Source organism: Metapseudomonas cellulosilytica (assembly GCF_049334135.1).
Taxonomy (GTDB): Bacteria; Pseudomonadota; Gammaproteobacteria; order Pseudomonadales; family Pseudomonadaceae; genus Metapseudomonas.
In genome coordinates this window covers 18,521-36,480 of sequence record NZ_JBHZGN010000040.1, presented here as the reverse complement: position 1 = coordinate 36,480, position 17,960 = coordinate 18,521, and the positions used below count along the sequence as shown (strand labels likewise).

Sequence of the window (17,960 nt, the reverse complement as noted above, 5' to 3'; positions counted from 1 at the left end):
CGATAGCCGTCTGCCGAGACAGTCCCAGGCCACGCCACCGAATCGGGCACTCCATGTAGATGTAGGCACTGGGCATCAGAAGTCCTCTGCATTGCTGCGCGGTAGTCGTACACGCTTGTTGGCATTGGTTTCCAGAAAATCGGCATCGAATGCGGGGTCATCCAGCAGTGCTTGGAACACCCGGTCGGAAATCCCTACGGTAAACAGCGCCAGCATGAAATCGCGTAATGAAACGCCCTCCACTTTCCCTGCCTCGATATGCCGAATCGCACGGAGGGAGATCCCGGCTTGTTCTGCAAGGTCAGCCTGTCGTATCCCCATGCGCAGGCGCGCCTCTTTCACCAGTAGGGCTACGCGGTACAGCAGGGATGCGCTTTGTACGGGAAAGTAGTCTTTCATAAGGTTTCACCAGGAGACATCCTATGCTTCATAAGATGTCATCTAATGCATGTTAATGGCTAGATGAATAGCACATTATGTTCGCCTGATGACATCTTATAGGTCATAAGATGCACCTAGACGGCACTTTAAGTTCGTGCCAATCCATTTCTCCGCACGTCGTTCAAATGCCTCGCCTAGGCGCATGCCCGCCAGACAGGCCAGCGGGTCTTCATTGCCTGCGCAGCCCTGTGTTGGGTTTCGTTGCACTCACGGAACGCCGCCCGTCCCATCCTACTTGGGGCAGCTGTGCTGCCCTTGGCGAATAAATTCGCCCCTACACATTTACCCCGCCACAACTGCCATTCCCCTCGTCGTCCATCCGGACGATTCCCCACCCGGCGCAACTCGCCAGACTCCTCCCCACCAGGGGCGCGTGCCCCCGCAATACAAGAAGGCAGCCTTATGGAATTCGCGTTCAGCGATGAGCAGGAGATGATCCGCGAGTCCGCCGAGAGCTTTCTCGCGGACGTTTCCGATTCCGCCGCCGTGCGTGCGGCCATGGCCAGCGAGCTGGGCCATGATCCCGCGCTCTGGCAGCGCCTGTGCAGCGAGATGGTCTGGCCGGCCATTCATATCCCCGAAGAGTACGGCGGCCTGGGCCTGGGCTTCGTCGAGCTGGCGATCCTGTTGGAGCAGATGGGCCGTCGGCTGTTCTGTTCACCCTTTTTCGCCAGTGCCTGCCTGGCCACCCCGGCGCTGCTGCTGGGCGGCAGCGAGGAGCAGAAGGCGCGCTGGCTGCCGCAGCTGGCAGACGGCAGCCTGACCGCCACCCTGGCCTTCGCCGGCAACAACCGCAACGGCGTGGATGCGGTCCAGGCCAGCGTGCGCGCCGAAGGCGGCGACTATGTGATCGACGGCACCCTGCGCCAGGTGGTGGACGGCCACAGCGCCGGCCTGCTGATCGTGGCTGCGCGCGGTAGCGAGGGCATCGCCCTGTTCGCCGTGCCTGCCGACACCCCTGGCATCAGTCGCAGGCTGGTGCCGACCCTGGACCAGACCCGCAAGCTGGCCGAGGTGGAATTCAGCCACGTCCGCGTCGGGGCCGACGCCCGTCTGGGCGCGGTGGGGCAGGGCGGTGAGCTGCTGGAGAAAGTCCTGCAACTGGCTTGCGTGGCGCTTGCCGCCGAGCAGACCGGTGGCGCCCAGCAGGCCCTGGACCTGACCCTGGCCTACACCGCTGAGCGCCAGCAGTTTGGTCGCGCGATCGCCAGCTTCCAGGCGATCAAGCACCGCGCCGCCGACATGATGCTGGAGGTGGAATGCGCGCGCTCGGCGGCCCTCTATGCCGCCTGCGTGGCCGAGGAAGCCCTGGCCCCGAATGGCGACAAGGTCGTCGCCGCCGAACTGCCCCTGGCCGCCGCGCTGGCCAAGGCGCGCTGCTCGGAGGCGTTCTTCCACTGCGCGGCGGAATCCATCCAGTTGCACGGCGGCGTCGGCTTCACCTGGGAGTACGACCCGCATCTCTATTTCAAGCGCGCGCGGGCCAGCGAGGCTCTGTTCGGCGCGCCGTCCTGGCATCGCGAGCGCATCGCCGCCGCCCTCCTGGGGGATAACGCATGAAGATCAGTTTCAGTGAGGCGGACGAAGGCTTCCGCCGTGACGTGGCCGGCTGGCTGGCCGACAACCTGCGCGGCGAGTTCGAGCAACTGCGCTTTCGCGGCGGGCCGGGGGACGAACACAGCTTCCCCGAGGAGCGCAAGGCCTGGGAGCGCAAGCTCGCCGAAGGCGGCTGGACTTGCGTTGGCTGGGCGCCGGAGCATGGCGGGCGCGGCCTGTCCATCAGCCAGCAGGTAATCTTCCACGAGGAATACGCGCGTGCCGGTGGACCGGGCCGCATGGGCCACATAGGCGAAGGCCTGGCCGGGCCGACCATCGCCGCGTTCGGCACCGAGGAACAGAAGCGTCGCCTGCTGCCGGGAATCGTCGCCGGCACCGAGTTCTGGTGCCAGGGCTACTCCGAGCCGGGCGCCGGCTCGGACCTGGCCAACGTCAAGACCCGCGCCGTGCTGGAAAACGGCCAGTGGCGCATCAGCGGGCAGAAGGTCTGGACCTCGCTCGCCCACGAATCCGAGTGGTGCTTCGTCATCGCCCGCACCGAGGCGGGCAGCGTCGGCCACAAGGGGCTGTCGTTCCTGCTGGTGCCGATGGACCAGCCGGGCATCACGGTACGGCCCATCGAGCAGCTCACCGGCACGTCGGAGTTCAATGAGGTGTTCTTCGACGAGGCGCTGACCGATGCCAACAACATCCTCGGTGCGCCGGGGGACGGCTGGAAGATCGCCATGGCCCTGCTGGGCTTCGAGCGCGGCGTGTCCACCCTCGGCCAGCAGATGCTGTTCCAGAACGAGCTGGAAGAGATCATCCGCATCGCCCGTGACAACGGCGCCGCCCGCGATCCGCTGCTGCGCCAGCGCATCGCCGAAGCCTGGAGCGGGCTGCGCATCCTGCGCTACAACTCCCTGCGCATGCTCTCCGGCGCGCAGGACGGTTCGCTGCGCCGCGAGGCGATGATCTACAAGCTGTGCTGGGCCAACTGGCATGTCGAGCTGGGCAAGCTGGCCATGGACGTGCTCGGCCCGGACGCCGAGCTGCTGGAAGGCGGGCCCTATGAGCTGGGCCGCCTGCAGTCGATGTTCCTCTTCAGCCGCTCCGACACCATCTACGGCGGCACCAACGAAATCCAACGCAACATCATCGCCGAACGCGCGCTGGGCATGCCCCGCGAGCCGCGCGTGCGCGCCTGATTCGAGGACCTTGCATGAGCATTCCCAACTACGTTCCCGGCCATGGCCTGCTGCGCGGCAAATCGGTGCTGATCACCGCCGCCGCCGGCGCCGGCATCGGTTTCTCCGCCGCCCTGCGGGCCGCCGAGGAAGGCTGCCGGGCGCTGATGATCAGCGACATCCATGAAGGCCGTTTGCACGAGGCGGCGCAGAAGATCCGCGAAGCCACTGGGCTGGAGCAGGTCTTCACCCAAGTGTGCAACGTCACCGCCGAGGAGCAGGTGCAGGCCCTGGTGGCGGCCGCCGAGCGCGACCTGGACGGCGTCGATGTGCTGATCAACAACGCCGGCCTGGGCGGTTCGCGCCTGCTGGTGGAGATGGGCGACGAGGAATGGAATCGCGTCCTCGACGTGACCCTCACCGGCACCATGCGCATGACCCGCGCCATGCTGCCGAAGATGATGGAGCGCCGCGCCGGGGTGATCGTCAACAACGCCTCGGTGCTCGGCTGGCGCGCGCAGAAGGAGCAGAGCCACTACGCCGCGGCCAAGGCCGGGGTGATGGCGCTGACCCGCTGCTCGGCCGTGGAAGCTGCCGAGCATGGCATCCGCATCAACGCGGTGAGCCCGAGCATTGCCCTGCACGACTTCCTGAAGAAATCGGCGCCCAAGGAACTGCTCGACAATCTGGCCTCCCGCGAGGCCTTCGGCCGCGCCGCCGAGGTCTGGGAAGTGGCCAACGTGATGATGTTCCTGGCCAGCGACTACAGCTCCTACATGACCGGCGAAGTGCTGTCGGTCTCCAGCCAGAGGGCCTGAGCATGGCGATGATCTTCGAGACGCCCGCCGCCCTGTTGGAGCGCGTGGGTGAACAGCTCGGTCACAGCGACTGGATCAGCGTCGAGCAATCGCGCATCGACCAGTTCGCCGAAGCCACCGGCGATCACCAGTGGATCCACGTCGACCCCGTGCGCGCCGCCATCGGCCCCTTTGGCGCCTGCATCGCCCACGGCTACCTGACCCTGGCCCTGGTCAACCTCTTCCTGCCGCAGATAGTCGAGGTACGTGGCATCTCCATGGGGGTGAACTACGGCTGCGACAAGGTGCGCTTTCCCAACGTGGTCCGCGCCGGCAGCCGCGTGCGCGGCAGCGCCCAGCTGGTGGCCGCCGAGGAAGTGAAGGGCGGCGTCCAGGCGACCATCCGCGTCAGCGTGGAGATAGAGGGCGAAGAGCGCCCGGGCTGCGTGGTGGACACCATCAGTCGCTATTACCCCGCGTAGGGGCGAATCCATTCCGCTTTCCTGTAGGGGCGAATTCATTCGCCAAGGGCAGCGCAGCTGCCCCATCGGGCCTTGCAGGGCAGACCTTCGGCCTGCTTGGCGAATGAATTCGCCCCTACAGGGTTCCGCCCGCCAGGGCGATCCAGAATCTGGAGTAATCCAATGAAAGAAGCCGTAATCGTCTCCACCGCCCGTACCCCCATCGGCAAGGCCTTCCGTGGCGCCTTCAACGACACCGAGGCGCCGCTGATGGGCGGCCATGTGGTGCGCGAGGCCGTGCGCCGCGCCGGCATCGAGCCGGGTGAGGTGGACGATGTGATCATGGGTGCCGCCGCCCAGCAGGGCACCCAGGCCTATAACCTCGGCCGCCTCTGCGCGGTGGCCGGCGGCCTGCCGGCCAGCGTGTCCGGCATGGCGGTGGAGCGCCAGTGTTCCTCGGGGCTGATGAGCATCGCCCTGGCCGCCAAGAGCATCATGTGCGACGAGATCGACATCGCCGTTGCCGGTGGCCTGGAGTCCATTTCCCTGGTGCAGAACAAGCACAAGAACAGCTACCGCAACCAGTCCGAAGCGGTGCTGGCGCAGGACCCGCGCGCCTATATCCCGATGATCGAGACGGCGGAAATCGTCGCTGAGCGCTACGGTATCTCCCGCGAGACTCAGGACGAGTACAGCTACCAGAGTCAGATGCGCACCGCCCTGGCCCAGGGGGCCGGGCTGTTCGACGCCGAACTGGCGCCGCTCACCGTGCGCAAGCTGGTGCTGGACAAGGCCACCGGCGAGAGCCGCCACGAGTCCGTGACCCTCACTCGCGACGAGTGCAATCGCGCCGACACCACCCGCGAAAGCCTGCGTGCCCTGGAGCCGGTCTGGGCGGGTGGCCAGTGGACCGGCGCCGGACGCTTCATCACCGCCGGCAATGCCTCGCAACTTTCCGACGGCGCCTCGGCCTCGGTGCTGATGAGCGCGCAGATGGCCGAGCGCCGTGGCCTCGAACCGCTCGGTATCTATCGCGGCCTGGCGGTGGCCGGCTGCAACGCCGACGAGATGGGCATCGGCCCGGTGTACGCCATTCCCAAGCTGCTCAAGCGCCATGGCCTGAAGGCGGATCACATCGGCCTGTGGGAGCTGAACGAGGCCTTCGCCTGCCAGGTGATCCACTGCCGCGACACCCTCGGCATTCCTGATGAGCGCCTGAACGTCAACGGCGGCGCCATCTCCATCGGCCACCCGTTCGGCATGTCCGGCGCGCGGATGGTCGGCCACGCCCTGATCGAGGGCAAGCGCCGCGGCCTGCGTTACGTGGTGGTGACCATGTGCATCGGCGGTGGCATGGGCGCCGCCGCCCTGTTCGAAGTGGCCTGAGGGACGACTCCATGATTGATGAACAGCAGGTACGGGCGACGCTGGCCCGCTACGTCGAGCTGGTGGGAGCCGTCGATATCGACGGCATCCTCGAACTCTATGCCGCGGACGCGGTGGTCGAGGACCCGGTGGGCAAGCCGCCCTACGTGGGCATCGAGGCCATCGCACGGTTCTACCGCGAGGGCCTGGGGCGGCTGGACGCCACCGCCCGCCTGGACGGTTCGATCCGCGCCACCCGTGGCTGCGGCGCTGTGCCTTTCTGCGTCGATCTGAACTGGGGCGGCCAATCCCGCACCATCGAGGTGATCGATGTGATGGAGTTCGACGCCGAAGGCCGCATCCGTTCCATGAAAGCCTACTGGGGTGAAGCCAACATGATCGCGAGGGAACAGCCATGAACCTGGAACAACGCCTTGCCCGCCTCGAAGCCGTCGAGGCCATTCGCCAGCTCAAGCACCGCTACCTCAACGCCTGCGACCTGAAACAGGTGGAGGCCATTCGCGACTGCTTCGCCCAGGGCGAGATCGCCATCGACTACGGCCCCGTGGGCCGCTTCCAGGACCGCGACAGTTTCGTCGCGCTGTACCAGTCCCTGGCCTGCAATGAGCGGGTGATCGACCTGCACCACGGCGCCAACCCGGAGATCGAACTGGTTGCCGAGGATGAGGCCGAGGCCCGCTGGGCGCTCTACTACTTCAACCTCGATGGCGAGACGGGTGCCACGCGGCAGCTGGGTGGGGTTTACCAGGATCGCTATCGCCGCATCGACGGCCAGTGGAAGATCGTCGCGACGGCGTTCAGGGCGCATTCGATGGTGGAGTCCGCTGCGCGGACCTGATGGGTATCGCTCCGCTCGCGGAACGCCGCCCGACCCATCCTACGGAGTGCCGAGTAGGATGGGTGGAGCTTGCGATACCCATCAGCTCTTCAATTCACCCCCGCCGCATCCAGGAACGCCGGCTTCTCCCCACCCCCATGCACGCAGATATCCACCCCGCTGACGTATCCCGCCATGGGTGACGCCAGGTACAGGCAGGTGTCGCCAATATCGCCGGGACTGGCCATGCGCTGCAGGGGAATGCTCGCGGCCACCCGCGCCACGCCTTCGGCATCGCCGTAATGCAGTTCGGCCTGCTCGGTGAGGATCAACCCGGCCGTCACCGCATTCACCCGTACCTTGGGCGCCCATTCCACCGCCAGAGAACGGGTCAGGTTGAGCAGGCCGGCCTTGGCCGCGCCATAGGCCGCAGTACCGGGGGAGGGGCGGACGGCGCTGACACTGCAGATGTTGATGATGGCGCCGCCTTCGACCTGCTCCTGCATCACCCGGTTGGCCAGCTGGCAGAGGTTGAGCGGGGCCAGCAGGTTGAGGCGGATGATGGACTCGGAGAAGCGCGGCGAGGCGGTGGCGGCGTCCGCATGGGGCGCGCCGCCGGCGTTGTTGACCAGCACGTCGAGGCGGCCGAAGCGGTCGACGATGGCATCCACCAGGCCTTGCAGCTGGTCTGTGTCACGTACGTCGCAGGGCAGGAACAGCGCCTCGCGGCCAGCGTGGGCCGGCAGTTCCTCCGGGGCATTGCGCCCGCAGATCACCACCTGGGCGCCGCGCGCGAGGAAGCTCAGGCTGATGCCGCGCCCCACACCCTTGCCGCCACCGGTCACCAGTACCACCTTGCCGCTGAAATCCATCGGGTCGCCCATGGCTGCCTCGTTTGTCGGTTCTTGATGGAACGAGGCTAAGGATTGCGGCGCGGGCCGCCTACGTCCGGGAGGACTATTCGCACGGTATCCGTCGGGTGAATTGAATCCTGTAGGGGCGAATTCATTCGCCAAGGGCAGCGCAGCTGCCCCCTGGGGACTGACAGGGCAGACCTTCGGCCTGCTTGGCGAATGAATTCGCCCCTACAAGTTTTCCGCCCCTGAAGTCCCGCGACGCCTGCTAGTCCTCTCGGACGATGTTGCCCGTCCGGCCCGCCCGAATAATCCCGGCAAACAACAAGCCGAGGAGAGTCCCATGGGCGCGCTACCGCAAGGGCGATTCGTCACGCTGCCGGATGGCCTGCGATTGCACTACCAGGAGGCTGGCGAGGGCGAGCCGGTGGTGTTCATCCACGGCAGTGGTCCCGGTGCCAGTGGCCACAGCAACTTCAAGCAGAACTACCCGGTGTTCGCCAAATTCGGCTACCGCACCATCGTGCCGGACCTGCCGGGCTATGGCCTGTCGGACAAGCCGGAAACCAGCTACACCCTGGACTTCTTCGTCAACGCCCTGACCGGCCTGCTGGACGCCCTGGACATCCAGCGCTGCGTGCTGGTGGGCAACTCCCTGGGCGGCGCCATCGCTATCAAAATGGCGCTGGATGCGCCCAAGCGTGTCAGCCGCCTGGTGCTGATGGCCCCCGGCGGGCTGATGGAGAAGGAGCAGTACTACCTGCAGATGGAAGGCATCCAGAAGATGGGCGCCGCCTTCGCCAATGGCGAGCTGAACGATGCCGACGGCATGCGCCGTCTGCTCAGCCTGCAGCTCTTCGACGCCTCGCTGATCAGCGATGAAACCGTCAACGAGCGGGTCGCCGTGGTGCTCGAGCAGCCCCGCTGCGTGCTCAGCACCATGCAGGTGCCGAACATGGCGGCGCGCCTGGCGGAGCTGTCCTGCCCGATCCTCGGTTTCTGGGGCATGAACGACAAGTTCTGTCCGTCCTCCGGCGCCCAGACCATGCTGGAGGCCTGCAGCAACATCCGTTTCGTGATGCTCAGCGAATGCGGTCACTGGGTGATGGTGGAACACCGCGAGTTGTTCAACCGGACCTGCCTGGACTTCCTCGCGGAGGGCCGGCCATGAGCGAAGCCCTGCAACGCCAGTATGGCGAGGAGCTCTACCAGGCCCTGCTGAAAGGCCAGACCCTGGCCCCGCTGACCGATCGCTGGCCGGACATCACCATCGAGGACGCCTACCGCATTTCGCTCTACAGCATCGAGCGCCGCGTGGCGGCTGGCGATGCCATCGTCGGCAAGAAGATCGGCGTCACCTCGGCGGCCGTGCAGCGCATGCTCGATGTACACCAGCCGGACTTCGGCTTCATCACCCGCGACATGTGGTTCGACGACGGCGACGAGATTTCCATTGCCGCCAATCGCCTGATCCAGCCCCGCGCCGAAGGCGAGATCGCCTTCAAGCTCAAGCGCGACCTCAAGGGCCCTGGCGTCACCGAGCAGGACGTGCTGGACGCCACCGAGTGCGTGATGCCCTGCTTCGAGATCGTCGATTCGCGCATCCACGACTGGAAGATCCGCATCCAGGACACGGTTGCCGACAACGCCTCTTGCGGCGTCTTCGTGATCGGCCGCGAGCAGGTCGACCCGCGCGAGCTGGACCTGCCCAACCTGCGTATGCAGGTGTTCAAGAACGGCGAAAAGATCAGCGAAGGCCTGGGCTCGGCGGTACAGGGCAACCCGCTCACCGCGGTGGCCTGGCTGGCCAACACCCTGGGCGCCTTCGGCATTCCATTCAAGGCCGGGGAGATCATCCTCTCCGGTTCCCTGGTTCCGCTGGAACCGGCCCGCGCCGGTGACCATTTCGAACTGACCATCGACGGCCTGGGCAGCGCCCGGGTGTCCTTCCGTGACTGACTCCGGGGGAGAGAGCATGAGCAAGAAACTCAAGGCGGCCATCATCGGGCCGGGCAATATTGGTACCGACCTGCTGATCAAGATGCGCCGTTCGGAATGGATCGAACCGGTATGGATGGTGGGCGTCGACCCGACCTCCGAGGGCTTGAAGCGCGCCGCCGAATTCGGCCTGAAGACCACCGCCGATGGCGTCGACGGCCTGCTGCCGCACGTGCTGGACGACGACATCCGCATCGCCTTCGATGCCACCTCGGCCTATGTGCATGCCGAGAACAGCCGCAAGCTCAACGAGCTGGGCGTGATCATGATCGACCTCACCCCGGCGGCCATCGGCCCTTATTGCGTGCCGCCGGTGAACCTCAAGGAACATGCGGCCAAGCTGGCGCTGAACGTCAACATGGTCACCTGCGGTGGCCAGGCCACCATCCCCATGGTGGCGGCGGTGTCCCGCGTGCAGCCGGTGGAGTACGGCGAGATCGTCGCCACCGTGTCCTCCCGCTCCGTGGGCCCGGGCACCCGGCAGAACATCGATGAATTCACCCGCACCACCGCCGGCGCCGTGGAGAAGATCGGCGGGGCGAAGCGCGGCAAGGCGATCATCGTGATCAACCCGGCCGAGCCGCCGCTGATGATGCGCGACACCATCCACTGCCTCACCGAAGGCGAGCCGGACCAGGCGGAAATCCGCGCCTCGGTGCTGCATATGGTCAAGGAAGTGCAGCGCTACGTGCCGGGCTACAAGCTGATCAACGGCCCGGTGTTCGACGGCCGCAAGGTGTCGATCTTCATCGAGGTGGAAGGCCTGGGCGACTTCCTGCCCAAGTCCGCCGGCAACCTGGACATCATGACCGCCGCCGGCCTGCGCACCGCCGAGATGTTCGCCGAAGAGGCCCACAAGGGCAGCCTCGTGCTCCCCGCCCGCTGATTGGAGATACCCCATGAATCTGCAAGGTAAGAGCGTGCGACTGCACGACATGAGTCTGCGCGACGGCATGCATGCCAAGCGCCACCAGATCAGCCTGGAGGAGATGGTGGCGGTGGCCACCGGCCTCGACGCCGCCGGCGTGCCGCTGATCGAGATCACCCACGGCGACGGCCTGGGCGGCAGCTCGCTGAACTACGGCTTCCCGGCCCACAGCGACGAGGAATACTTCGACGCGGTGATTCCCAAGCTCAAGCAGGCCAAGGTTTCCGCCCTGCTGCTGCCGGGCATCGGCACGGTCGACCACCTGAAGATGGCCCATGACTGCGGCGTTTCCACCATCCGCGTCGCCACCCATTGCACTGAGGCCGACGTCTCCGGCCAGCACATCGGCATGTCCGCCAAGATGGGGCTGGACACCGTCGGTTTCCTGATGATGGCGCACATGGTCAGCGCGGAAAAACTGCTGGAGCAGGCCAAGCTCATGCAGAGCTACGGCGCCAACTGCATCTACTGCACCGACTCGGCCGGCTACATGCTGCCCGATGAAGTGACAGAGAAGATCGGCGTGCTGCGCGCCGGGCTGGATGCCAACGTCGAGGTGGGCTTCCACGGCCACCACAACATGGGCATGGCCATCGCCAACTCCCTGGCGGCCATCGAGGCCGGTGCCGCGCGCATCGACGGTTCGGTAGCGGGCCTGGGCGCCGGTGCCGGCAACACGCCACTGGAAGTGTTCGTCGCGGTGCTGGCGCGCATGGGCGTGGACACCGGTATCGACCTCTACAAGATCATGGACGTGGCCGAGGACCTGGTGGTGCCGATGATGGACCAGCCGATCCGCGTCGACCGCGACGCCCTGACCCTGGGCTATGCGGGCGTCTACAGCTCCTTCCTGCTGTTCGCCAAGCGCGCCGAGCAGAAGTACGGCATCCAGGCCCGCGAACTGCTGGTGGAGCTGGGCCGTCGCGGCACCGTGGGCGGGCAGGAAGACATGATCGAAGACCTGGCGCTGACGATGTCGCGCCAGCGTGGGGTATTGCCGACCTGATGGTTCAGGCACCGAGCGGGACCGGGCTTCCCTCACCCCTCTCCCTCTGGGAGAGGGGCCGGGGGGTGAGGGAAGTTCGCACCGCCTCGGATTCGAAAGGGCAGATCTGCGGCCGGCTTGGCGAATGAATTCGCCCCCACAGTACCTGTGTCGTCAGCCGTGTAGGGTGGGCTTTAGCCCACGCTGACCTCCGATGGTGCGCTGAAGCCCACCCTACGGTCTTCCCGTGGCAGGGCCGGCATGTTGTAGGAGCGATTTAAATCGCGAAGGGCCGCGTAGCGGCCCGTTGGTCCGAATCGCGAATGAATTCGCTCCTACCGCAAATTCACATGCCGGCTGATCAGGGCCCGCAGGGCGGCCGGCTTGACCGGCTTGGCCAGGTAGTCGAGGCCGGCGGCGTGGACTTCGGCCACCAGTTCGGCGCGGGCGTCGGCGCTGATCACCACGCCGGGTAGCGGTTCGCCCAGGCGGGTGCGCAGCCAGGCCATGAGTTCGGTACCGGTTTCACCTTCATCCAGGTGGTAGTCCACCAGGGCCAGTTGCGGTCGCACCTCCTCGGCCAGCAGGTGTTCGCATTCCAGGCGGTTGCGCGCCGTCCACACCTGGCAGCCCCAGCGCGACAGCAGGCTGTGCATGCCGGTGAGGATGCTGTCCTCGTTGTCGATGCAGAGCACCTGGGTGCCATTGAGCGCCTGGCCGTTGGCCTCGGCCTGCTTTTGCACCACCGGTGAGGGCTGCTGGATGCGGGCCAGCGGCACGGTGACGCTGAAGACGCTGCCCTTGCCCGGCCAGGAACGCACCTCGAGCTTGTGGCCGAGCACGCGGCAGAGGCCGTCGGCGATGGCCAGGCCCAGGCCCAGCCCTTTCTCGGCACGGGTCTGGTGGCTATCCAGGCGCTTGAACTCTTCGAATATCACCTTGCGCTTGTCTTCCGGGATGCCCGGGCCGCGGTCCCAGACTTCCAGACGCAGCTGGTTGCCCTCCCGGCGCGCGCCCAGCAGCACCCGACCCTTGGCATAGCGGAAGGCATTGGTGAGGAAGTTCTGCAGCACCCGGCGCAGCAGCTTCATGTCGCTCTCCACCCGCAGCTTGCTGCCTTGCAGGCGGAAGTCCATGCCCTGTTCCTGGGCCAGCACCTTGAACTCGGCGCCCAGGGTGTCGAACAGAGATGCCAGGGGAAAGGCGGTACGGTCGGGGGTGATGCGGCCGCTTTCCAGGCGCGAGATATCCAGCAGGTCGGTGATCAGGTCCTCGGCCGAGCGCAGCGAGCTGTCCAGGTGGTTGACCAGGTCGCGGGCCTCGCGCGGCAGGGCGTCCCGCTGGTGGCCGAGGGCGGCGGAGAAGAGCCGCGCGGCGTTCAGCGGCTGCATCAGGTCGTGGCTGACGGCGGCCAGGAAGCGGGTCTTGGACTGGTTGGCTGATTCCGCAGTGCCTTTGGCCTCGATCAGCGCCTGGTTGAGCTGGGACAGTTCCTGGGTACGCTCGGCGACCCGTTGTTCCAGGCCTTCGTTGGCGTCCTTGAGGTCCCGCTCGGCCTGGCGGTAGGCGGTGATGTCGGTGAAGCTCATGACGAAGCCGCCGCCGGGCATGGGGTTGCCGATCAGCTCGATGACCCGGCCGTTGGGGAATAGCCGCTCGGAGGTATGCGGCCTGCCCTGGCGCATCCAGAACAGCCGGCGGGCGACATGGGACTCCACTTCGCCCGGCCCGCAGAGGCCGCGTTCGGCGTTGAAGCGGATGATGTCGGCGATGGGGCGGCCGACGCTGATCAGGCCTTCGGGATAGTCGAACAGTTCCAGGTAGCGGCGGTTCCAGGCCACCAGGCGCAGGGACTGGTCGACGACGCTGATGCCCTGGGTGATGTTCTCGATGGCGCCCTGCAGCAGGGCGCGGTTGAACTGCAGCACCTCGGAGGCTTCGTCGGCGATGCGCACCACGTCTTCGACCTGCATCTCGCGGCCTTCGATGGCCGCCTTCACCACGGCCCGCGCCGAGGAGGCGCCGAGTACGCCGGCGAGCAGCCGTTCGGTATGGGTGATCCAGTCCTGGTTGGCGTTCTGCGTCGAGTTGAAGCTGATCCCCAGGCGGTGGGCGAAGCGGGTGAAGCTTTGCCGCGCGCGTTCTTCGCCGACGAAGCGCGAGGCCAGCATCAGCAGGTCATCCACCTGTACCGCCAGCAGCGAGCGCGAGCTGGTGCGCGCGGAAACCTGCTGGCCGATGAAGCGGCTGGCCTGCCAGTGCTCGGAGACGCGGGTGCGGGAGAACACCGAGACCCAGGCGAAGAGGATCCAGTTGCCGGCGAGCGACAGCACCACGCCCTGGGTCATCGGTTCGATGGGCAGGTCCAGGGGGTTGCTCACCAGCCAGGCCAGGCCGGGAAAGTTCTCCAGCGGCCAGCCGAGGCCCCGGGCCACCACCGGCAGCACCAGGGTGTAGGCCCAGAGGGCGGCGCCGGCGGCCAGGCCGGCGAACACGCCGCGGCGGTTGGCCTGTTTCCAGAACAGCGCACCGATCATTGCCGGCCCCAGCTGGGCGATGGAGGCAAAGGCGATCTGGCCGATGGTCGCCAGGCTGGCGGTGGAGCCCAGCAGGCGGTAGCTGACGTAGCCGAGCAGGATGATGACGACGATGCTCACCCGGCGTACCGAGAGCATCCAGTGGCGGAATACCTCGAAGGGCCGCTCGGCGCTCTGCCGGCGCAGCAGCCAGGGCAGCAGCATGTCGTTGGAGACCATGGTGGACAGTGCCACGGCTTCCACGATCACCATGCCGGTGGCGGCCGACGCGCCGCCGATGAAGGCCAGCAGGGCGAGGGCCGGGTGGGCCTCGGCCAGCGGCAGGCTGATGACGAAGGAGTCGGGTATCACGCCGCTGGGCAGCAGCATCTGCCCGGCCAGGGCGATGGGCACCACGAAGAGCGCGGCCAGGGCCAGGTAGATGGGGAAGACCCAGCGGGCCTGGCGCACGTCCTTGGGCTCGATGTTTTCGACCACTGTGACGTGGAACTGCCTGGGCAGGCAGATGATGGCGAGCATGGTCACGCCGGTCTGGACCAGGACCGAGGACCAGTCCGGGGATTGCGACCAGTAGTGCTCCAGTTGCGGCGCGGCCAGGGCGCGGGTGAACAGGTCGTCGAAACCGTCGAACAGGCCGAAGGTGACGTAGGCGCCCACGGCGAGGAAGGCCAGCAGCTTGACCAGCGACTCGAAGGCGATGGCCAGCACCATCCCGCGGTGGTGTTCGGTGGCATCCAGGTTGCGGGTACCGAAGAGGATGGTGAACAGGGCCAGCACCAGGGACACGATCAGCGCCGTGTCCTGGGCTCGGGTGCCGGAGGAATCCGCGCCCGAGCCGATCAGCAGGTTGACCCCGAGGACGATGCCCTTGAGCTGCAGGGCGATGTACGGCAGTACGCTGACCAGGCAGATCAGCGCCACCACCACCGCCAGCGACTGGGACTTGCCGTAGCGCGCGGCGATGAAGTCGGCGATGGAGGTGATGTTTTCCTGCTTGCTGATCAGCACCATCTTCTGCACCACCCAGGGTGCCACCAGCAACAGCAGGATGGGGCCCATATAGATGGGCAGGAAGTTCCAGATCTGTCCGGCGGCCTGGCCGACCGCGCCGAAGAAGGTCCAGCTGGTGCAGTAGACCGCCAGGGACAGGCTGTAGACCCAGGCGCGCATGCGCGGCGACAGCGGCGTGCTGCGGCGGTCGCCATAGAAGGCGATGGCGAAGAGAACGGCCATATAGAGGAAGGCGACCGTGGCGATCAGCCCGCTGGACAGCGACATTGCAACTCCGGGTAGCGTGGTGGCGGGTCAGACCCGTCGGATTCGGCTTTCAGCAGTTTCGCACCAAAGTCGGCACTTCGTCAGGCGGCTGCGACCAAGGTCGCAAGCGCTCTTGAGCCCCCGCACCGGGGCTGCTAGCGTGCGGCTTCGCCCGCGCTGTTCCATTTGTCTCGCGCGGGCGCCCTGCACGGCAGATACGCTTTTCGCGGCGTTCTCATGCGCAGGGGTCTTTCGCCTGAGGAGGGCGCAGATGTTCAAGCCACAACCGGTCACCCTGCAGCGCGGCGCCTTGCGCCTCGAGCCGTTGGTGGAGGCCGATATCCCGGCGCTGGTGACCCTGGCCGAGGCGAACCGCAACGCCCTGGTCTACATGAACGGCCCATTGCGCCCGGACTGGTACCGCCAGGGCCTGGCCGCCCAGCGGGAAGAGCAGGCGGTGGTCTTCGCCATCCGCCTGGCCGACAGGCTGGTGGGCACCACCCGCTTCGCCGACTTCATGCCCAGTCTGCCGGCCGTCGAGGTCGGCTGGACCTGGCTGGCCAGCGGCGAGCATGGCCGCGGCCTGAATGCTTCGATCAAGTACCTGATGCTGCGCCATGCCTTCGAGGAGTGGGAGCTGGTGCGCGTCCAATTGAAGACCGCCGCCAGCAACCTGCGCTCCCAGCGCGCCATCGAGAAGCTCGGTGCCCAGCGCGAAGGCGTGCTGCGCAACCACCGGCGCCTGGCCGATGGCCGGCTCGACGACAGCGTGCTCTACAGCATCACCGACCGCGACTGGCCGGAGGTCAAACAACGCCTGGAGGCGCTGTTCAGCGCGTAATGGCTATGGCGAGCGGCGAGAGCACGCGCTTCTGGCAGGCCCGGGAACTGGGCGGAGTGGAGCTGCTCCATGCCCGCTACATCGAGCAGCGTTTCGCGCCCCATGTGCACGAAGGCTACGTGTTCACGGTGATCGAGTCCGGCGCCCAGCGCTTCCGTCACCGGGGTAGCGACCACCTGGCGCCGGTGGGCAGCATGGTGCTGATCAATCCCGACGAGTTGCATACCGGCTCCAAGGCCCATGAGCAGGGCTGGCGCTATCGCGGCTTCTACCCTGATCTGGAACGGGTCAGCGAGGTGCTGGAAGAACTGGATATCTGCGAGGGCGGCCTGCCCGGATTCGCCGACAGCGTCATCCAGGACCCCGAGGTGGCTGCCAGCTTCCTGATGCTGCACCGGATGCTGGAGGGCAGCGCCCTCGCGCTGCAGGTCCAGGCGGCGTGGCGCGAGGCGATCCTGCTGCTGTTCCGGCGTCATGCGCACATCGCCGTACCCCGTGAGGCCGGGAAGGAGCCCCGGGCCGTGGCCCAGGCGCGGGAAATCCTTTCCGCGCGCCTTGCCGAGCCGCCGTCCCTGGAGGAGCTGGCCGCCATGGTCAAGCTCTCGCCGTTCCATTTCGCCCGCACCTTCCGCCGTGCCACCGGCATGCCGCCCCACGCCTGGCTCAAGCAGCAGCGCCTGGACCAGGCCCGTGCGCTGCTCAAGGCGGGCTGCGCGCCGGCCAGCGTGGCGGCGCAGCTGGGGTTCGCCGACCAAAGCCACCTGACCCGGCAGTTCAAGCAGGCCTACGGCGTGGGGCCAGGCGAATACCGCAACGCCTGCGCAAGATCGTTCAAGACGTACTGATGGCGGGGCGCTAGCCTTCCGGGACAAGGAGGCCCCATGTCCCGTTCCACAGAGTTCATTCACGGCGCTCGCGACATCGTCCCGATGATCGTCGGCGCCATTCCCTTCGGCATCATCTTCGGCACCCTGGCCGGCGGCGCCGGGCTGTCCGCCTGGCAGACCCTGGGCATGTCGCTGCTGGTGTTCGCCGGTTCGTCACAGTTCATCGCCATCACCCTGCTCGGTGGCGGCGCCGGGGCCGCGGTCGTACTGCTGACCACCTTCGTGGTCAACCTGCGCCATGCTCTCTACAGTGCCACCCTGCAGCCGTTCGTGCGTCACCTGCCGACCCGCTGGCGGATGCCGCTGGCGTTCTGGCTGACCGACGAGGCCTTCGCCGTGGTCCAGCACCGTTACGCGGAGAAGGACGCGTCGCCGCACAAGCACTGGTATTTCTTCGGCGGGGCCCTGGCCATGTACCTGAACTGGCAGCTCTGCACCCTGGTGGGCGTGATCTTCGGCCAGGCGGTGCCCAACCTGGCGGCCTGGGGACTGGACTTCGCCATGCTCGCCACCTTCATCGGCATCGTCGTCCCCATGCTGCGCAACAAGCCGCAGGTGGCCGCTGCGCTGGTGGCCGGCGCCGTGGCCCTGGCCTGCCAGGGGTTGCCCTACAAGCTCGGCCTGATGGCGGCGGCCCTCAGTGGCATCGCCGTGGGTGTGGTGCTGGAGCGGCGTTATCGCCTCGATCTGATGGGGGAGGGCATCTCATGCAAACCTGGCTCCTGATCCTCGGCATGGCGGCCATCACCTTCGCCATCCGCTACAGCCTGTTCGCCTGGCCGAACCTGAGCTTCCCGCCCGTGGTGCGCCAGGGCCTGCACTATGTGCCGACCGCCGTGCTCACCGCCATCGTGGTGCCAGGCATGCTGATGCCCGACGGCCAGCACTTCCACCTGGCCCTGGACAACGCCTATCTGCTGGGCGGGCTCGGCGCCATCCTGATCGCCGCCCTGAGCCGCCACCTGCTGGCGACCATCCTCGGCGGCCTGGTGCTGTTCTTCCTGCTGCGCTGGGCGCTGGGGCAGTTGCCGATCTGAGCGGGAGATTC

At 66.8% G+C, this 17,960-nt stretch carries 18 protein-coding genes; 15 read left to right on the top strand and 3 right to left on the bottom strand.

Annotated features, from left to right (window positions below; genetic code table 11):
• Nucleotides 1-75: 75 nt before the first annotated feature.
• A complete protein-coding gene (locus tag ACFW0H_RS28955; protein WP_422917283.1) occupies nucleotides 76-399 on the bottom strand; it encodes a helix-turn-helix transcriptional regulator in 324 nt (107 codons plus the stop codon).
• Nucleotides 400-843: 444 nt separating this feature from the next.
• On the opposite strand from ACFW0H_RS28955, the gene ACFW0H_RS28950 reads away from it, so the two are divergent.
• The 7 genes from ACFW0H_RS28950 (at nucleotide 844) to ACFW0H_RS28920 (ending at nucleotide 6,646) form a co-directional block, all read left to right on the top strand.
• A complete protein-coding gene (locus ACFW0H_RS28950) occupies nucleotides 844-2,001 on the top strand; it encodes an acyl-CoA dehydrogenase family protein (protein WP_422917282.1) in 1,158 nt (385 codons plus the stop codon).
• Nucleotides 1,998-3,185, top strand: a complete 1,188-nt coding sequence (locus tag ACFW0H_RS28945) for an acyl-CoA dehydrogenase family protein (protein ID WP_422917281.1) — start codon at nucleotides 1,998-2,000, stop codon at nucleotides 3,183-3,185. Before ACFW0H_RS28950 ends, ACFW0H_RS28945 begins: the two co-directional genes overlap by 4 nt.
• 14 nt (nucleotides 3,186-3,199) lie before the next feature.
• A complete protein-coding gene (locus tag ACFW0H_RS28940) occupies nucleotides 3,200-3,982 on the top strand; it encodes an SDR family oxidoreductase (RefSeq protein WP_422917280.1) in 783 nt (260 codons plus the stop codon).
• A gap of 2 nt (nucleotides 3,983-3,984) precedes the next feature.
• Nucleotides 3,985-4,443 carry a MaoC family dehydratase gene (locus ACFW0H_RS28935; RefSeq protein ID WP_422917279.1) on the top strand — a complete coding sequence of 153 codons (459 nt, stop codon included), beginning with the start codon at nucleotides 3,985-3,987 and terminating at the stop codon, nucleotides 4,441-4,443.
• A gap of 162 nt (nucleotides 4,444-4,605) precedes the next feature.
• Nucleotides 4,606-5,808 (top strand): acetyl-CoA C-acyltransferase, encoded by a 1,203-nt coding sequence (locus tag ACFW0H_RS28930; RefSeq protein ID WP_422917278.1) that lies wholly within the window; start codon nucleotides 4,606-4,608, stop codon nucleotides 5,806-5,808.
• 11 nt (nucleotides 5,809-5,819) lie between these two features.
• Nucleotides 5,820-6,206 carry a nuclear transport factor 2 family protein gene (locus tag ACFW0H_RS28925; protein ID WP_422917277.1) on the top strand — a complete coding sequence of 129 codons (387 nt, stop codon included), beginning with the start codon at nucleotides 5,820-5,822 and terminating at the stop codon, nucleotides 6,204-6,206.
• The gene (locus ACFW0H_RS28920) at nucleotides 6,203-6,646 is read left to right on the top strand and encodes a nuclear transport factor 2 family protein (RefSeq protein WP_422917276.1); all 444 of its coding nucleotides are present in this window, start codon (nucleotides 6,203-6,205) and stop codon (nucleotides 6,644-6,646) included. The genes ACFW0H_RS28925 and ACFW0H_RS28920 overlap by 4 nt, the downstream gene beginning before the upstream one ends.
• 89 nt (nucleotides 6,647-6,735) lie before the next feature.
• Here the strand turns inward: ACFW0H_RS28920 and ACFW0H_RS28915 are convergent, their stop codons facing one another.
• The gene (locus tag ACFW0H_RS28915) at nucleotides 6,736-7,509 is read right to left on the bottom strand and encodes an SDR family oxidoreductase (protein WP_422917275.1); all 774 of its coding nucleotides are present in this window, start codon (nucleotides 7,507-7,509) and stop codon (nucleotides 6,736-6,738) included.
• Nucleotides 7,510-7,822: 313 nt separating this feature from the next.
• Between ACFW0H_RS28915 and ACFW0H_RS28910 the strand changes: the two genes are divergently transcribed.
• The 4 genes from ACFW0H_RS28910 to dmpG are packed head-to-tail and all read left to right on the top strand — an operon-like array spanning nucleotide 7,823 to nucleotide 11,411.
• Nucleotides 7,823-8,650 carry an alpha/beta fold hydrolase gene (locus ACFW0H_RS28910; RefSeq protein ID WP_422917274.1) on the top strand — a complete coding sequence of 276 codons (828 nt, stop codon included), beginning with the start codon at nucleotides 7,823-7,825 and terminating at the stop codon, nucleotides 8,648-8,650.
• Nucleotides 8,647-9,438, top strand: coding sequence for a fumarylacetoacetate hydrolase family protein (locus ACFW0H_RS28905; RefSeq protein WP_422917273.1), 792 nt, complete (start codon nucleotides 8,647-8,649; stop codon nucleotides 9,436-9,438). The genes ACFW0H_RS28910 and ACFW0H_RS28905 overlap by 4 nt, the downstream gene beginning before the upstream one ends.
• 16 nt (nucleotides 9,439-9,454) lie before the next feature.
• On the top strand, nucleotides 9,455-10,363 hold the full coding sequence (locus tag ACFW0H_RS28900; RefSeq protein WP_422917272.1) for an acetaldehyde dehydrogenase (acetylating): 909 nt from the start codon (nucleotides 9,455-9,457) through the stop codon (nucleotides 10,361-10,363).
• Nucleotides 10,364-10,376: 13 nt separating this feature from the next.
• Nucleotides 10,377-11,411 (top strand): 4-hydroxy-2-oxovalerate aldolase, encoded by a 1,035-nt coding sequence (gene dmpG / locus ACFW0H_RS28895; protein WP_422917271.1) that lies wholly within the window; start codon nucleotides 10,377-10,379, stop codon nucleotides 11,409-11,411.
• A gap of 314 nt (nucleotides 11,412-11,725) precedes the next feature.
• Here dmpG and ACFW0H_RS28890 read toward each other — a convergent pair whose 3' ends face one another.
• Complete coding sequence (locus tag ACFW0H_RS28890) at nucleotides 11,726-15,205, bottom strand: hybrid sensor histidine kinase/response regulator (protein ID WP_422917270.1); 3,480 nt, start codon at nucleotides 15,203-15,205, stop codon at nucleotides 11,726-11,728.
• Between the two features lie 250 nt (nucleotides 15,206-15,455).
• Between ACFW0H_RS28890 and ACFW0H_RS28885 the strand changes: the two genes are divergently transcribed.
• From ACFW0H_RS28885 to ACFW0H_RS28870, 4 genes are read left to right on the top strand one after another with little or no spacing between them, the layout of a single operon-like run.
• On the top strand, nucleotides 15,456-16,025 hold the full coding sequence (locus tag ACFW0H_RS28885; RefSeq protein WP_422917269.1) for a GNAT family N-acetyltransferase: 570 nt from the start codon (nucleotides 15,456-15,458) through the stop codon (nucleotides 16,023-16,025).
• A 5-nt stretch (nucleotides 16,026-16,030) separates the two neighbouring features.
• Nucleotides 16,031-16,870 (top strand): AraC family transcriptional regulator, encoded by an 840-nt coding sequence (locus tag ACFW0H_RS28880; protein ID WP_422917285.1) that lies wholly within the window; start codon nucleotides 16,031-16,033, stop codon nucleotides 16,868-16,870.
• 36 nt (nucleotides 16,871-16,906) lie between these two features.
• Complete coding sequence (locus tag ACFW0H_RS28875; protein WP_422917268.1) at nucleotides 16,907-17,638, top strand: AzlC family ABC transporter permease; 732 nt, start codon at nucleotides 16,907-16,909, stop codon at nucleotides 17,636-17,638.
• Nucleotides 17,620-17,949: an AzlD domain-containing protein gene (locus ACFW0H_RS28870; protein WP_422917267.1), complete on the top strand. Its 330-nt coding sequence runs from the start codon at nucleotides 17,620-17,622 to the stop codon at nucleotides 17,947-17,949. The genes ACFW0H_RS28875 and ACFW0H_RS28870 overlap by 19 nt, the downstream gene beginning before the upstream one ends.
• The last annotated feature ends 11 nt before the right edge of the window (nucleotides 17,950-17,960 follow it).

Excerpts from the sequence above, each read along its gene's own strand:
- ACFW0H_RS28920 (WP_422917276.1), top strand. The coding sequence starts at position 6,203 with ATGAACCTGGAACAACGCCTTGCCCGCCTCGAAGCCGTCGAGGCCATT.
- ACFW0H_RS28940 (WP_422917280.1), top strand. The coding sequence starts at position 3,200 with ATGAGCATTCCCAACTACGTTCCCGGCCATGGCCTGCTGCGCGGCAAA.
- ACFW0H_RS28900 (WP_422917272.1), top strand. The coding sequence starts at position 9,455 with ATGAGCAAGAAACTCAAGGCGGCCATCATCGGGCCGGGCAATATTGGT.
- ACFW0H_RS28885 (WP_422917269.1), top strand. The coding sequence starts at position 15,456 with ATGTTCAAGCCACAACCGGTCACCCTGCAGCGCGGCGCCTTGCGCCTC.
- dmpG (WP_422917271.1), top strand. The coding sequence starts at position 10,377 with ATGAATCTGCAAGGTAAGAGCGTGCGACTGCACGACATGAGTCTGCGC.
- ACFW0H_RS28930 (WP_422917278.1), top strand. The coding sequence starts at position 4,606 with ATGAAAGAAGCCGTAATCGTCTCCACCGCCCGTACCCCCATCGGCAAG.
- ACFW0H_RS28890 (WP_422917270.1), bottom strand. The coding sequence starts at position 15,205 with ATGTCGCTGTCCAGCGGGCTGATCGCCACGGTCGCCTTCCTCTATATG.
- ACFW0H_RS28880 (WP_422917285.1), top strand. The coding sequence starts at position 16,031 with ATGGCGAGCGGCGAGAGCACGCGCTTCTGGCAGGCCCGGGAACTGGGC.
- ACFW0H_RS28875 (WP_422917268.1), top strand. The coding sequence starts at position 16,907 with ATGTCCCGTTCCACAGAGTTCATTCACGGCGCTCGCGACATCGTCCCG.
- ACFW0H_RS28905 (WP_422917273.1), top strand. The coding sequence starts at position 8,647 with ATGAGCGAAGCCCTGCAACGCCAGTATGGCGAGGAGCTCTACCAGGCC.
- ACFW0H_RS28955 (WP_422917283.1), bottom strand. The coding sequence starts at position 399 with ATGAAAGACTACTTTCCCGTACAAAGCGCATCCCTGCTGTACCGCGTA.
- ACFW0H_RS28925 (WP_422917277.1), top strand. The coding sequence starts at position 5,820 with ATGATTGATGAACAGCAGGTACGGGCGACGCTGGCCCGCTACGTCGAG.
- ACFW0H_RS28870 (WP_422917267.1), top strand. The coding sequence starts at position 17,620 with ATGCAAACCTGGCTCCTGATCCTCGGCATGGCGGCCATCACCTTCGCC.
- ACFW0H_RS28945 (WP_422917281.1), top strand. The coding sequence starts at position 1,998 with ATGAAGATCAGTTTCAGTGAGGCGGACGAAGGCTTCCGCCGTGACGTG.
- ACFW0H_RS28950 (WP_422917282.1), top strand. The coding sequence starts at position 844 with ATGGAATTCGCGTTCAGCGATGAGCAGGAGATGATCCGCGAGTCCGCC.
- ACFW0H_RS28910 (WP_422917274.1), top strand. The coding sequence starts at position 7,823 with ATGGGCGCGCTACCGCAAGGGCGATTCGTCACGCTGCCGGATGGCCTG.
- ACFW0H_RS28935 (WP_422917279.1), top strand. The coding sequence starts at position 3,985 with ATGGCGATGATCTTCGAGACGCCCGCCGCCCTGTTGGAGCGCGTGGGT.
- ACFW0H_RS28915 (WP_422917275.1), bottom strand. The coding sequence starts at position 7,509 with ATGGGCGACCCGATGGATTTCAGCGGCAAGGTGGTACTGGTGACCGGT.